Source organism: Streptomyces sp. NPDC033131 (assembly GCF_055578365.1).
On the sequence record NZ_JBVIPA010000012.1, the window covers coordinates 219,352 to 231,880 of the forward strand.

At 71.2% G+C, this 12,529-nt stretch carries 12 protein-coding genes and 2 pseudogenes; 3 read left to right on the top strand and 11 right to left on the bottom strand.

Annotated features, from left to right (window positions below; all coding sequences use genetic code 11):
* Positions 1 to 6: 6 nt before the first annotated feature.
* Genes ACZ5XS_RS18230 through ACZ5XS_RS18240 form a run of 3 tightly spaced genes read right to left on the bottom strand, consistent with a single transcriptional unit; the run spans position 7 to position 3,516 of the window.
* Positions 7 to 756, bottom strand: a complete 750-nt coding sequence (locus ACZ5XS_RS18230; protein ID WP_468652388.1) for a hypothetical protein — start codon at positions 754 to 756, stop codon at positions 7 to 9.
* Positions 743 to 2,308 carry a vWA domain-containing protein gene (locus ACZ5XS_RS18235; RefSeq protein ID WP_468652390.1) on the bottom strand — a complete coding sequence of 522 codons (1,566 nt, stop codon included), beginning with the start codon at positions 2,306 to 2,308 and terminating at the stop codon, positions 743 to 745. The genes ACZ5XS_RS18230 and ACZ5XS_RS18235 overlap by 14 nt, the downstream gene beginning before the upstream one ends.
* Positions 2,305 to 3,516, bottom strand: coding sequence for a hypothetical protein (locus tag ACZ5XS_RS18240; RefSeq protein WP_468652392.1), 1,212 nt, complete (start codon positions 3,514 to 3,516; stop codon positions 2,305 to 2,307). The genes ACZ5XS_RS18235 and ACZ5XS_RS18240 overlap by 4 nt, the downstream gene beginning before the upstream one ends.
* Before the next feature lie 170 nt (positions 3,517 to 3,686).
* On the opposite strand from ACZ5XS_RS18240, the gene ACZ5XS_RS18245 reads away from it, so the two are divergent.
* Entirely contained in the window at positions 3,687 to 3,980 is a 294-nt protein-coding gene (locus tag ACZ5XS_RS18245) for a hypothetical protein (RefSeq protein WP_468652394.1), read from the top strand.
* Positions 3,981 to 4,048: 68 nt separating this feature from the next.
* Here the strand turns inward: ACZ5XS_RS18245 and ACZ5XS_RS18250 are convergent, their stop codons facing one another.
* The 3 genes from ACZ5XS_RS18250 to ACZ5XS_RS18260 are packed head-to-tail and all read right to left on the bottom strand — an operon-like array spanning position 4,049 to position 7,283.
* Positions 4,049 to 5,119 (bottom strand): prenyltransferase/squalene oxidase repeat-containing protein, encoded by a 1,071-nt coding sequence (locus ACZ5XS_RS18250; RefSeq protein WP_468652396.1) that lies wholly within the window; start codon positions 5,117 to 5,119, stop codon positions 4,049 to 4,051.
* On the bottom strand, positions 5,116 to 5,865 hold the full coding sequence (locus tag ACZ5XS_RS18255; protein WP_468652398.1) for a class I SAM-dependent methyltransferase: 750 nt from the start codon (positions 5,863 to 5,865) through the stop codon (positions 5,116 to 5,118). The genes ACZ5XS_RS18250 and ACZ5XS_RS18255 overlap by 4 nt, the downstream gene beginning before the upstream one ends.
* Positions 5,859 to 7,283: a glycosyltransferase family 4 protein gene (locus ACZ5XS_RS18260; RefSeq protein ID WP_468652400.1), complete on the bottom strand. Its 1,425-nt coding sequence runs from the start codon at positions 7,281 to 7,283 to the stop codon at positions 5,859 to 5,861. Before ACZ5XS_RS18260 ends, ACZ5XS_RS18255 begins: the two co-directional genes overlap by 7 nt.
* Positions 7,284 to 7,493: 210 nt before the next feature.
* Here ACZ5XS_RS18260 and ACZ5XS_RS18265 point away from each other — a divergent pair, with 210 nt between their 5' ends.
* The gene (locus ACZ5XS_RS18265) at positions 7,494 to 8,147 is read left to right on the top strand and encodes a TetR family transcriptional regulator (RefSeq protein ID WP_468652402.1); all 654 of its coding nucleotides are present in this window, start codon (positions 7,494 to 7,496) and stop codon (positions 8,145 to 8,147) included.
* 246 nt (positions 8,148 to 8,393) lie between these two features.
* Here ACZ5XS_RS18265 and ACZ5XS_RS18270 read toward each other — a convergent pair whose 3' ends face one another.
* The 3 genes from ACZ5XS_RS18270 to ACZ5XS_RS18280 all read right to left on the bottom strand — a co-directional run bounded on the left by ACZ5XS_RS18270 (position 8,394) and on the right by ACZ5XS_RS18280 (position 10,765).
* A complete protein-coding gene (locus ACZ5XS_RS18270) occupies positions 8,394 to 8,789 on the bottom strand; it encodes a hypothetical protein (RefSeq protein WP_468652404.1) in 396 nt (131 codons plus the stop codon).
* Between the two features lie 278 nt (positions 8,790 to 9,067).
* Positions 9,068 to 9,301, bottom strand: coding sequence for a ferredoxin (locus ACZ5XS_RS18275; RefSeq protein ID WP_468652406.1), 234 nt, complete (start codon positions 9,299 to 9,301; stop codon positions 9,068 to 9,070).
* Between the two features lie 6 nt (positions 9,302 to 9,307).
* Complete coding sequence (locus ACZ5XS_RS18280; protein ID WP_468652408.1) at positions 9,308 to 10,765, bottom strand: aldehyde dehydrogenase; 1,458 nt, start codon at positions 10,763 to 10,765, stop codon at positions 9,308 to 9,310.
* Between the two features lie 180 nt (positions 10,766 to 10,945).
* Here ACZ5XS_RS18280 and ACZ5XS_RS18285 point away from each other — a divergent pair, with 180 nt between their 5' ends.
* Positions 10,946 to 11,971, top strand: coding sequence for an MBL fold metallo-hydrolase (locus ACZ5XS_RS18285; protein ID WP_468652410.1), 1,026 nt, complete (start codon positions 10,946 to 10,948; stop codon positions 11,969 to 11,971).
* A gap of 149 nt (positions 11,972 to 12,120) precedes the next feature.
* Here ACZ5XS_RS18285 and ACZ5XS_RS18290 read toward each other — a convergent pair.
* A pseudogene (locus tag ACZ5XS_RS18290) lies at positions 12,121 to 12,363 on the bottom strand (phosphotransferase); the annotation flags it as partial.
* Between the two features lie 35 nt (positions 12,364 to 12,398).
* Positions 12,399 to 12,529 (bottom strand): annotated as a pseudogene (locus ACZ5XS_RS18295) (RNA-guided endonuclease TnpB family protein); the annotation flags it as partial.

Here is a 12,529-nt window from a genome sequence, read left to right on the forward strand (position 1 = left end):
CGGTGGTCAGCGGAAGATCGCGATCGCCTCCAGCGTCACCTCGCCGGTGTCCTGCCGCCAGCCGGTCATCTTGCCCAGGCAGCGGGCGGTGAAGGTGCCCTCCGGGATGGTCTCGCGCCGCAGGCCCTCACGGGCGCCGACGACCCTGACGTACGGCGGTGCCTGTGGATCGCTGTACGCGGCGCGCAGGACGATGCCCTGCGAGGTGTCCGGGTCCATCAGGAAGCGGCCCCGCACCGAGACGAACTCGTCGATGTCGCTCAGCGCGATCCGGGTGTCGCCGTCGAGGGCGTCGGTGAGAGCCCGGTTGGGCCGTACGTCGCCCGTGCGCAGGTCGGCGTGGACGATGGCGTCGGCCCGGTCGAGGGCGTCCATCAGCATCCCTATGACGTTGATGGGTTCGTTCTTCTGGACGTACTTGGTGAACTTCTCCTGGGTGACGTCCCGGCCGGCCTTGACGGTCCACGGCATGAGCTTGCCGAGGAAGCCGACGCTGGTGTTGACGTTGGTGCGGTGCTCCACCGCCTGTTCGAGCGCCTCGCTGTAGTGGCTGACCTGGTAGAGGTCCATGACGGACTTCCCGTCCAGGTAGAAGCAGATGCTGTACGCCGTCTGCCGTGCCGCCGCCCGCCGGCGGGCCTCGCGGGCGTGGACCAGCAGGACGACGGCGAGCACCACGAGGCCCGCTGCCGTCACCAGCCAGAGCGTCATCCACGGCCACCACACGCTCCACCACAGTCCATCAGTGACAGCCACGGATCTCCTTGAAAGCCTCGGAAAGGGACGAGTCGTCCGCGTCCACCATCCGCCCACCGGTCCGCGCCGCCGCGCGCCGCAGTTCGCCCGCGTCGGCCTCGCCGAAGTGGATGGAATAGGTGGGGACTTGGCGTGCCGCGTCGGGCAGCGCCTCGTAGTGGCGGACGAACTGCGGGTAGGACAGGCCCGCGTTGTTCTCGCCGTCCGTCATCAGGACCACGGAGACGGAACGTCCGGGGTCGGCGGCGACGGCGTCGGCGGCGGTGCGGTAGCCGTGGTCGAGGGCGGACCATACGGCGGTGCCGTCGCCGTAGCCGCCGCGGGCGACGGTGTCGGAGAGCGCGTCCAGGTCCTTCGGGCCGTTGACGGTGACCGTCCTCTCCTCCAGGACACGACCGCCGAACCGTACGACGGTCAGGCGCTCACCCCGGTAGAAGCGGGTGAACTTGCCCGTCGCCGAGGAGTCCGCACCGCTGAGCCCGGCGAACGCCTCGCGCAGGGCGGCCATGCGGGGGCCGCGCATCGAGCCCGAGAAGTCGAGCAGGAAGACGACCTGGCCTGCGGTGCGGTGCTGCGGGTCGCCGTAGTTGGCCAGCAGGCGGTCCAGTACGGCCGGCTGGTCGGGGAAGTAGAGGGCGTTGCCGATCGGTGCGCGCAGGGGGGCGTCCCGGGGCACCGTGGCACTGACCGGGCGGCGCTGGGTGCTGTGCATGATCTTCTCCTGCACGGCGTCGCGCCGCAGCCACTCGGTGACCTTGTCGTAGGCGGCGCGGCGGGACGGGTCGAGCAGGAGGAGGGGGAAGTCGGACAGGACCATGCCGTCCTCGGGGCGGACGACTGTCAGTTTCTCCTTCAGCCGTCCCGAGGCGTTGAGGGCGAGCAGGTCGGACTCGTACGCGATCAGCGCGTCGGCCCGGTCCTGGTGGGTGACGTAGGAGTCGACGAGGTCGGGTGAGGTGGCCGCGGTGAGACTCTGGCCGGAGCGGAAACCGCGCAGCCGGTCGCAGGAGACGTCCTCGGTGCGCAGGGCGGCGCCGGTGCCGGCGGCGGCCGTGGCCACGCCGACCAGGGCGGCGAGCCCGCTGCCCGCGTTGCGGGGGTCGGCCATGCCGAAGCGGACCTCGCCCCGCGCGGCGGCGTCGGCGACGTCCGCCCAGGTGAGCCGGGAGCCGGGTACGTCCGCGGCCAGGGTGCGGGCGGTGTCGGGGGTGAGGCCGATGACGACGGGGGACGTCATGGTCGGCGTGCGCTGCATCCCCTGGGTGGACCGTTTGTCGCGCAGCCGCAGATAGCGGTCGGAGGAGAGCCAGGCGAGGTCGTATCCGGTGCGGGACGCGGCGAGCAGGGTCTCCGCGTCGGCCCGGGGGTCGAGGTCGAGGTCGACGCCGGTCTCGTCCGCCAGCTCGTCGAGGAGCGGGGCGAGCACGGCGAGATCGGGGCCGGCGAGGACGCGCAGCCGGACGCGTTCGCCGTCGCCGTCGCCGGTGCAGGCGGACAGCAGAGTGGTGACCAGGACCGCGCACACCGTCAGAAGTGCTGCCTTGCCCCTCACTCGGCGCCCTCGGCGGGCGGGCAGTCGCCGACGATCTGGATCATCCGCTCCAGCAGGGGCAGCCGGGGCAGTACGGCCTTGGTGTCGTCGGCGGAGGTGACGGGTGCGGGGATGTTCCGCTCGCCGAGGAAGTCGGCCAGCCCGTCGCCGGTCGCGTCGCTGCCTGAGTCACGCACGCGGAACCCCAGCTCCATGGCGCGGTGCTGGAGTTCGGGGTCGTTGGCGACGAGGTCGCCGAGCCGGTCACCGTCCCGGGTGAGGGCGACGAGCTGGGGCTCGGTGACGAAGCGGGTGGAGGGGTAGAGCAGGACGCGTTCGGTGTCGGGGGTGCCGTGTTCGGCCTCGTACTGGATCTGGTGGGCCAGGAACTGGTGCTCGTAGATCACGGCGATCGGTGAGATGCCCTTGCCGTCGGCGGACAGGTAGGTCTCGGCCTTCTCCGAGGAGGGCAGGCCCTGTTCGACGAGGAGGGGCTTGATACGGCCGGCGAGTTTCTCCGCTTCCGCCTCGGTGTCCGGGGCGTCGTTGCCGCCCTCCACGAAGGCGACCAGGCCGAGGTAGGTGGCGCCGGAGTTGGCCTCGCAGATGTCGGAGGACTGGGCGAGGATCTTGTTGCCGTTGCGGACGCCCTGCCGGGAGATGCCGATGTCGTCCCAGCGTTTCCCGGACCTGGTCAGCTCGAGGAATTCCGCCATGTCCAGGGTGTAGTAGAGATGCCGGCCGCCCGGGCCGGGCAGGCGCTCGGCCACGCCCGCGCCTCGCAGGGCCTCCGCGTAGCCCCGGTAGGTGGCCAGCACGATGGGGCTGACGAAGGGGCGGTAGTTCGTCACGGGGCGGTCGGCCGCCGCGCGTTCGCGGGTGATCAGGTCGGCGGCGGGCTGGCCGGACGGGAAGACGACGTCGTAGCCCTTGACGTCCTGGTTGGCGATCTCCCGGGAGCCCATGCGGGTGATGTGCACCCGGAAGCCGTGCTTCAGCAGCAGCCGTTCGACTTCGGGGTCCTCGAAGAAGTCCCGCTTGGAGGCCATCTTGGCCTCGATGGTGACGACGTTCTGCACCGGCAGTAGCAGATGTCCCGACGTCATCAGCAGCACCAGGCCGAGGACCGGGACGGGCAGCGCGACCGCCAGAGCTCTGCGCAGGCGGCCGCGCGCGGGTCTGGTGACGGCCAGACGAGGCTCCAGCGGAGCGGGTCTGTTCAGGGACACCGGCGTCCTCCCCCCAGGGTGGGCCAGGATCGTCGACGACGCTCCTTACCCCCGAACGACCATAGATCGAAGTCCAGTTGAACGAAAGGAACCTGCATGACGAACGCCCATGACGTGCCCGGTCGGGCCGGTTGAGGTTTCATCCAGGGTTGAGCGGCAATCCGATGGGCATGTCCCCTCGATATCGCAACGGTTCCAACCAGGCCGGCACGGTCATCGCCGTCGTCGCCGACATCATGGCCTTCATCCTGGGCCTGTGGATCCTGATGTATCTGATGGACGCGAACCGCGCGAACGACTTCGTGCAGTTCATCCACGACGCAGCCCGCTGGCTCGCCGGCTGGTCCCACGACCTCTTCACGTTCGACGAAGCCTGGGCGCGGGTCGTCGCGGGCTACGGTCTGGCCGCCGTCGTCTACCTCTTCGTCGGCCACGCCATCGCCAACCGCGTACACCGGCACTGAGCGGGCCCGGACGTGCTCAGGGGTCCTTTCACTATGCCCGTCCGGGTCGCTCATAGTGAAAGGACCCCTCAGTCGCAGCAGTCCGGGTCCAGGCCCCTCGGCAGGCGGTCGCCGCTGAAGACCGAGCAGGTCGCCTCGTCGCCGCCCAGCGCGGCGACCGCGAGGAGCAGGGAGCCGGCCGTCCACGTGGTCAGTTCCCGCGGCCAGACGGCCTTGTCCTCGAAGACGAAACCCGTCCAGTACAGGCCGGACTCCGGGTCCCGCAGGTGCTGGATCCACTGGAGGATCTCCAGCGCGCGGTCGGACTCGCCCACCACCCACAGGGCGATGGCGAGTTCGGCCGACTCGCCGCCGGTGACCCACGGGTTGGGCACGACGCAGCGCACCCCGAGGCCGGGGACGACGAAGCGCTCCCAGTCCGCCTCCAGGCGGGACTTGGCCTCCGCGTCGGTGAGCGCGCCGCCCAGCACCGGGTAGTACCAGTCCATCGAGTAGCGGTCCTTGTCGAGGAACCGCTCCGGGTGGCGGCGGATCGCGTGCCGCAACGCGCCGACCGCCAACTCCCAGTCCGGCTGGGGCTCTTCGCGCTGCTCGGCGATGGCGAGCGCGCACCGCAGCGCGTGGTGGATCGAGGAGGAGCCGGTCAGCAGGGCGTCCGCGGTCTGCGTGCCGTCGTCCTCGCGTTTCCAGCCGATCTGCCCGCCGGGCTGCTGGAGTCGGAGGACGAACTCGATCGCCGCGTAGACCGTCGGCCACATCCGGTCGAGGAACATGTCGTCGCCGGTGGAGAGGTAGTGGTGCCAGATGCCGACGGCTATGTAGGCGACGAAGTTCGTCTCCCGGCCCTTGTCGGTGACGTCGTCGTGGGCGCCGTCGGCGTACGCCGCGTACCAGGAGCCGTCCTCGTTCTGGTGTCGCGCCAGCCACGTGTACGCCCGCTCGGCGGCCTCGTGTTCGCCCGCCGCGTCCAGGGCCATCGCGGCCTCGGTGTGGTCCCACGGGTCCAGGTGGTGTCCCCGGAACCACGGGATCGCCCCGTCCTCCCGCTGCACGGCGAGGATGCCGGCGACGGTCGCGGCGGCCTCCTCCGCGGTGAGGACCCCGGGCAGGACGAGGTGTTCTGTCCGGGGGGTGGTCACTTGGCGGCCACCTCGGTCCCGGCGAGACGCGGCAGGTGCGGCTTGGTCGCGTACGCCACGAAGCTCTTGCCGATCAGCGGGTTCAGCGCCTGCTCGGCGACCCGGGTCGCGAGCGGCTTCTTCATGATGTCCCAGACCAGCAGCTTATGGTACGCCCGCACCGGCAGCGCCTTGTCGTTGTCGACGCCGAACGCGCACTTCAGCCACCAGTACGGCGAGTGCAGCGCGTGGGCGTGGTGGGAGCCGTACGGCTTGAGGCCCGCCTCACGGATCTTCGCCAGCAGCTCGTCCGCCCTGTAGATGCGGATGTGGCCGCCCTCGACCTCGTGGTAGGCGTCGGACAGCGTCCAGCAGACCTTCTCGGGGCCGTAGCGCGGGACGGTGACGGCGATCCGGCCGCCGGGCCGCAACACCCGCACCATCTCGGCGAGTACACCCTTGTCGTCGGGGATGTGCTCCATCACCTCGGAGATGATGACGACGTCGAAGGACTCGTCGGGGAAGGGCAGCGCGAGGGCGTCGCCCTCCATGGCCGTCGCGGTGGCGCCCTCCGGGGCCTCCCCCGCCTCCTTCATCGCCGCGAACCACTTGGCGACCTCGCGGATCTCCTCGGCGTTCTGGTCGAGCGCCACGACCCGGGCGCCGCGCCGGTAGCACTCGAACGCGTGCCGGCCCGCGCCGCAGCCGAGGTCCAGGACGCGGTCGCCCGGGGCGAGCGGGAACCGGGAGAAGTCGACGGTCAGCACGTGGCCCTGCTTTCGCGATCGGATACAACGTCGGCAACTTCGGGGGCCGCGGAGCGGCCGGGTGGCGTGGGCGCGGAGCGGCTCGGGGCGGGGACCGCGGGGGCGGCCTCGCCCGCGGAGCGGGCCATGGCCTCCCGGTAGCGGGCGACCGTGCCCTGTGCGGCGCGGGCCCAGGTGAAGCGGGCCAGTACGCGCTCACGGCCGGCCGCGCCCAGTCGTGCTCGTAGCTCCGGGTCGGACAGCAGGCGGCTCAGGCCCTCCGCCAACGCGCCGGAGTCTCCCGGCGGTACCGCGAGACAGGTCTCGCCGTCCGGGCCGGCGACCTCGGGGATCGCGCCGCCGGTCGTGGCCAGCAACGGTGTTCCGGTGGCCATGGCCTCGGCGGCCGGCAGGGAGAAGCCCTCGTAGAGCGACGGCACGCACGCGACCTCCGCCGAGCGCACCAGGTCGACGAGTTCGGCGTCCGTGATGCCCTTGACGAACTCGACGGATCCTTCGAGGCCGTACCGCTCGATCGCCTGGGCGACGGGTCCCTCCGCGGGCCGCTTGCCGACGACGACGAGGTGGGCGTCGGGGCGCTCGGTGCGTACCTTCGCCAGCGCCTCGACGAGGAAGACGAGGCCCTTGAGCGGCACGTCGGCGCTGGACGTCGTCACGATCCGGCCCGGCACGACGGGCACCGAGGGGTCCGGGGCGAACAGGTCGGTGTCGGCGCCGATGTGGACGACGTGGATGCGGTCGTCGCGTACGCCGAGATGGTCGGCGATCTCCTGGCGCGAGGTGCCGGAGACGGTGAGCACGGAAGGCAGGCGGCGGGCCACGCGCTTCTGCATGCGTGTGAAGCCGTACCAGCGGCGTATGGAGTACTTGCGCCGCAGGCCCTGCGCCGCGTCCAGCTCCAGCCGGCGGTCCACGGTGATGGGGTGGTGGATCGTGGTGACCAGCGGGGCGCCGACGTCGCCCAACAGGCCGTAGCCGAGTGTCTGGTTGTCGTGGACGACGTCGAACTCGCCGCGCCGGGCGCGCAGATGGCGGCGGGCGCGGAGCGAGAAGGTGAGCGGCTCGGGGAAGCCGCCGGTCCACATCGTGGCGACCTCGAGGGCGTCGATCCAGTCGCGGTACTCGCCGCGCTTCGGGGTGCGGAAGGGATCGGGATGCCGGTAGAGGTCGAGACTGGGCAGCTCGGTGAGGCTCAGGCGGTCGTCGTGGCCCTCGTCGAGGACCGGGTAGGGCTGGGAGCCGATGACCTCGACGGTGTGGCCCAGGCGGGCCAGCTCGCGTGCGAGGTGCCGTACGTAGACGCCTTGTCCCCCGCAGAACGGGTTCCCTTTGTATGTGAGGAGTGCGATGCGGAGCGGTCGCTCGCCGTCGGTGTCGGGTCCCTCCGAGGGCCCCGGCTGACTGGCCTCAGCGGTCACTCTGGGCCCCCTTCTGCCTGCACTGTCCCGCGAGATTACGCCGGGACGCTAATCTAGAACAAGTTTCAGACTTGATCGTTCAAGAGGCTCTGAATCTACCGGCAGGTAGGGGCCCGGTGAGCGGTGGATCAGGTGATTCACGCCACGACCGGCACCCCCTGGCATGCTGTGCGATCACTCGCCCTCACCGACTGTCACGGAGCGGGACCCATGCCTGCGGAAGCCAAGGTGAACCAGATGGCCAAGGTGGATGCCAGTACCGCGCGGTCCGACTCGGCGCCGCTCACCGAGCGGCAGGAGGCGCGTCGGCGGCGCATTCTGCACGCGAGCGCCCAGTTGGCCAGCCGGGGCGGTTTCGACGCGGTGCAGATGCGGGAGGTCGCCGAGTCCTCGCAGGTGGCGCTGGGCACGCTGTACCGCTACTTCCCGTCCAAGGTCCATCTGCTGGTCGCCACGATGCAGGACCAGTTGGAGCACATGCACGGCACGCTGCGGAAGAAGCCGCCGACGGGCGAGACGGCGGCGGAGCGGGTGGCGGAGACGCTGATGCGGGCCTTCCGCGCGCTGCAGCGTGAGCCGCATCTGGCGGACGCGATGGTCCGCGCCCTCACGTTCGCGGACCGCAGCGTGAGTCCGGAGGTCGACCAGGTCTCCCGGCAGACCACGGTGATCGTCCTGGACGCGATGGGTCTGGAGAATCCGACGCCGGAGCAGTTGTCCGCGGTCCGGGTCATCGAGCACACCTGGCACTCGGCCTTGATCACCTGGCTGTCGGGGCGTGCCTCCATCGCCCAGGTGAAGATCGACATCGAGACGGTGTGCCGGCTGATCGACCTGACGGACCCGGAGCGCGACACCCGATAGGCGCGCGAAAGGACCTACGAGACGGGTTCCCTTCGCCGGTATTACCCGGATCAGGTGCTGGGGGTCGCCTTCCGGCCCGACCACTGCCTTCCGGCCTCTCAGCCCGACCGTCGACGTCGGCAACGGCGGATGCCGAAGCGTCTCGCCACAGTCGGCTACTCCGGTCGAACTCCCTCACTCGTCCCGTAGGCCACTTCCCAGGATAGGACTTTTATTCCATGACAGAACCGCCTGAATCATGATTTTTTAGGGCGCTGGAGTAGCGGAGGCCGCACCGCAGTCCCGCCCGAGGCCGGAGAGGTACAGGCCGCTGAACGCCTCGGCGTCTTCCGCCCCTCCGGGGGGCTGGGCCGCCGCGACCTGTTCCTTCGTCATCGCTCCCGCCAGGACGATGAGGGACCAGTTCTCCTTCTCCAGCGTCCAGCCTTCGCCGCCGGGATCCGCAGTCCGCATCAGCTCGTGCCACCCGCGGGCCTTCAGCTCGGCAACGAGTGCGGCGACGGCCTTCCGGTCCGGCTTCGCGTGGGTCCGCACCCCGGCGAACACCGAGCAGCGGCCCGCGCCCGGAGCACGTGTGTCGTCGACGAACCGCGGCCGTCCGAAGTCCCCGGCGGCGGCCGCAGCCCGGACATCCCCCCGCACCGGGGGGGGGGGGGGGGGGGGGGCACCCCCCCCCCCCCTCCCCCCCCCCCCCCCCCCCCCCCCCCCCCCCACTCCCCCCCCCCCCCTCCCTGCCGCCCCCCCCCCCCCCCCCCCCCCCGCCCCCGCCGATCCGCGGCTCCCCTCGGCCGCGTCACCGCTTCCCCCGCCGCCGCACGCCGTCAGCAGCACGGCCGCCCCACACGCGGCCACAGCCGCCCCCACCGCACGCATCGCTCTCCCACCTCGCCATGTCCGAGGCGGAGTTTCGCACGAAACCGCTAATCCTCCGGAGGGAACACCGGCTCCCCGCTCCCCAGCAGCGTGATCATGATCGCTTCGACCGGGCAGCTCTCCGCCGCCGCGAGGATCCTCTCGTTGGCGTCGGTCTCGGGGGCGACGGGGTGGGACTGGCGGCCCGTGTCGAGGCGGAAGCCGTCCGGGGCGTGGTGGAGGCACTGGGCCGAGCCGATGCACAGGGAGCGGTCGACCTCGATCTGCCAGCGGTCGCCCATGGTCTCTCAGCCCTCCCAGCCCGCCGGCAGGTGGATCATCTTGTGCTCGAGGTACTCGCCGTAGCCCTCCGGCCCGAACTCCCGCCCCAGCCCGGAGTTCTTGTAGCCGCCGAACGGGCCGAGCATGTCGAGGCTGAAGGTGTTCACCGAGTAGGTGCCGGTGCGGACCTGGCGGGCGACCTCGACGCCGCGGGCGACGTCGGCCGTCCACACGCTGCCGCTGAGCCCGTAGTCGGAGTCGTTCGCGATCTTCACGGCCTCGGACTCGTCGCCGTACGGGAGCAGGCAGATGACCGGGCCGAAGATCTCCTCGCGGGCGATCCGCATGAAGTTGTCGACGTCGCCGAAGAGGGTCGGCTCGACGTACCAGCCGCGGTCCAGGCCGGGCGGACGCCCGCCGCCGGTGAGGATCTTCGCGCCCTCCTCCTGGCCGATGCGGATGTAGTCGAGGTTGCGCTGCTGCTGCCGCCTCGCCACCAGCGGGCCCACCTGGGTCGCCGGGTCCAGCGGGTCACCGACCACCAGCGCGCCCGCCGCCGCCGTGAAGGCCTCGGCGAACTCGTCGTAGCGCGCTCGCGGCAGCAGGATGCGGGTCTGGGCCACGCACGCCTGCCCGTTGTTCATCCAGGCCGCCGGGACGATCCCCGCGACCGCCGTCCGGACGTCGGCGTCCGGCAGGACCACCGCCGCCGACTTGCCGCCCAGCTCCAGGGTCACGCGCGTGAGGTTGCGCGCGGCGACCTCCATCACGCGCCTGCCGGCCGCCACCGAGCCGGTGAAGGAGACCTTGTCGACGCCGGGGTGTCCGACCAGGTACTCGCTGACCTCGCGGTCCGCCGGGAGGATGGACAGGACGCCCTCCGGCAGTCCGGCCTCGCGCGCGATGTCGGCGAGGATGTACGCGTCGAGGGGTGACTCGGGTGACGGCTTCAGCACCACCGTGCAGCCGGTGAGCAGGGCGGGCGCGAGCTTGGCGGCGGCCACGAACTGCGGCACGTTCCAGGGGGCCACGGCGGCGACGACCCCGACCGGCTCGCGCCGCACGAGGATGCGGCCGAGGACTCCGTCGCGCGTCTCCTCGTAGGTGAAGTTCCGCGCCACCGTGATCGCCGCGTCCCACACCATCATCGCGCCGAGGGCCTGCGCGAGGACGCTCCACGAGTACGGCGACCCGTTCTCGGACGAGATCACACGTGCGATCTCCTCGTGCCGTACGGCGATCGCGTCCTTGATCCGCCCGACCACCTCGATCCGCTCGTCGAGGGTCGTGTGCGGCCAGGGCCCCTCGTCGAACGCCTTCCGCGCGGCGGCGACGGCCCGGTCCACGTCCGCCGTCGAGGCGTGCGGCACCCGCCCGATGACCTCCTCGGTGTGCGGCGAGACGACCTCGATGACGTCCTTGCCCAAGGGGTCGGTCAACTCCCCGCCGATGAACAGCTGTCCGTGTTCCACGAGCTCGGTCATGGCGACTGCCTCCCCGGAGCGACTGCTTGTCTGACGGTTCATCAGATATGGCCACTGATACCAGTTCCACCGGGAGGAGTCCACGGGCGGGACGCCGACCATCACGCCAAGAAGGTCGACCAGGGCTCCCATCGAAACGCGTTCTAGTTATAGTGACCGAACACGGCGATTGGGGACTCCATGACGCAGGTGTACGACCATGGCGGCGGCGTCCGCTCCCTCAAGGTCCCCATCCCGGACAACCCCCTCGGCCACACCCTCGTGTACGTCGTCGACACCGGCCGCGGACCGGTACTGATCGACACCGGCTGGGACGACCCGGCCTCCTGGGACACCCTCGCCGAGGGACTGACCTCCTGCGGCACCTCCCCCGCCGAGATCCACGGTGTGGTGATCACCCACCACCATCCCGACCACCACGGCCTGTCCGGCCGGGTGCGGGAGACGTCCGGCGCGTGGATCGCGATGCACGAGGCGGACGGCGCGATCGTCCGGCGGACCCGCTCCACCCGCCCCGAACGCTGGCTCACCTACATGACCGCCAAACTCGAAGCCGCCGGCGCCCCCGAGGAACACCTGGCGCCGATGCGCACCGCCTGGCCACGCTCCGTCCCCGGCCTGGCCCCCGTCCTGCCCGACCGCGAGATCGTCCCCGGCGAACTCCTCCCCCTCCCCGGCCGCCGGCTGCGCGCGATCTGGACGCCGGGCCACACCCCCGGCCACGTCTGCCTGCACCTGGAGGAGGAGCATCCCGCCCGACTCCCGGGCCACGGACGCCTGTTCTCCGGCGACCACCTGCTCCCCGAGATCACCCCGCACATCGGCCTGTACGAGGATCCCGACGACACCACGGTCACCGACCCCCTCGGCGACTACCTCGACTCCCTGGAACGCGTCGGCCGCCTCGCCCCGGCCGAGGTCCTCCCCGCCCACCAGCACCCGTTCACCGACGCGGTCTCCCGGGTACGGGAGTTGCTCACCCACCACGAGGACCGCCTCACCGGCCTGCTCGCTCTCCTGGCCGAGCCCCTGACCCCCTGGCAGCTCGCCGAGCGCATGGAGTGGAACCGCCCCTGGACCCAGATCCCGTACGGCTCGCGGAACATCGCCGTCTCGGAGGCGGAGGCCCATCTGCGGCGCCTGGTGAAACTGGGGCGGGCGGAGGCGGTGGCGGGGAGCGAGCCGGTGACGTACCTGGCCTTGTAAAGATGACCTCCTGGCCGTGCAAAACGGTCGCGCCACCTAGGTGGCCATTGATACCAACGACCCCATGGACCCCCTCGACCGTCTCCTCGCCGAGCGCGCCTGCGTCGGTGCCAGGCCGCGCGACCCGGACGGGCATAGTGAAAGGACCCCTAAGTCACGACCGAGCGGATCAAGTCCTCTGCCGCACCGAGCAGTTCGACCTCCCGGCGGCTCATCGTCGGGTTGTCCGCGCGTCGCCTCCGGGCCTCGGTCAGGCCCGCCTCGGTGAGGTGGGACGGGTCGGCGAGCAGGGCGGTCAGCATCGTGCGGGCGGGCTCGGCGAGCGCTTCGTCGCCGACGGCGACCTGGGCGAGGATCATCGCGGAGACGCCCCAGTCCAGGCCCGGGTCACCCCCGCGTTGGACCAGTCGTTGACTTCCTCCCCCGCCTAAAGGCGGGGGATTCCAGCGGTCGCCCGCTGGGATTCCTGCTTCACCGACGACCGCCCCGTCCGGGAAGACTCCCGTTGAGGTCTTACACCGTCTCCACAGGCAGACGCCGCCAGCCCGGCGGCCAGGA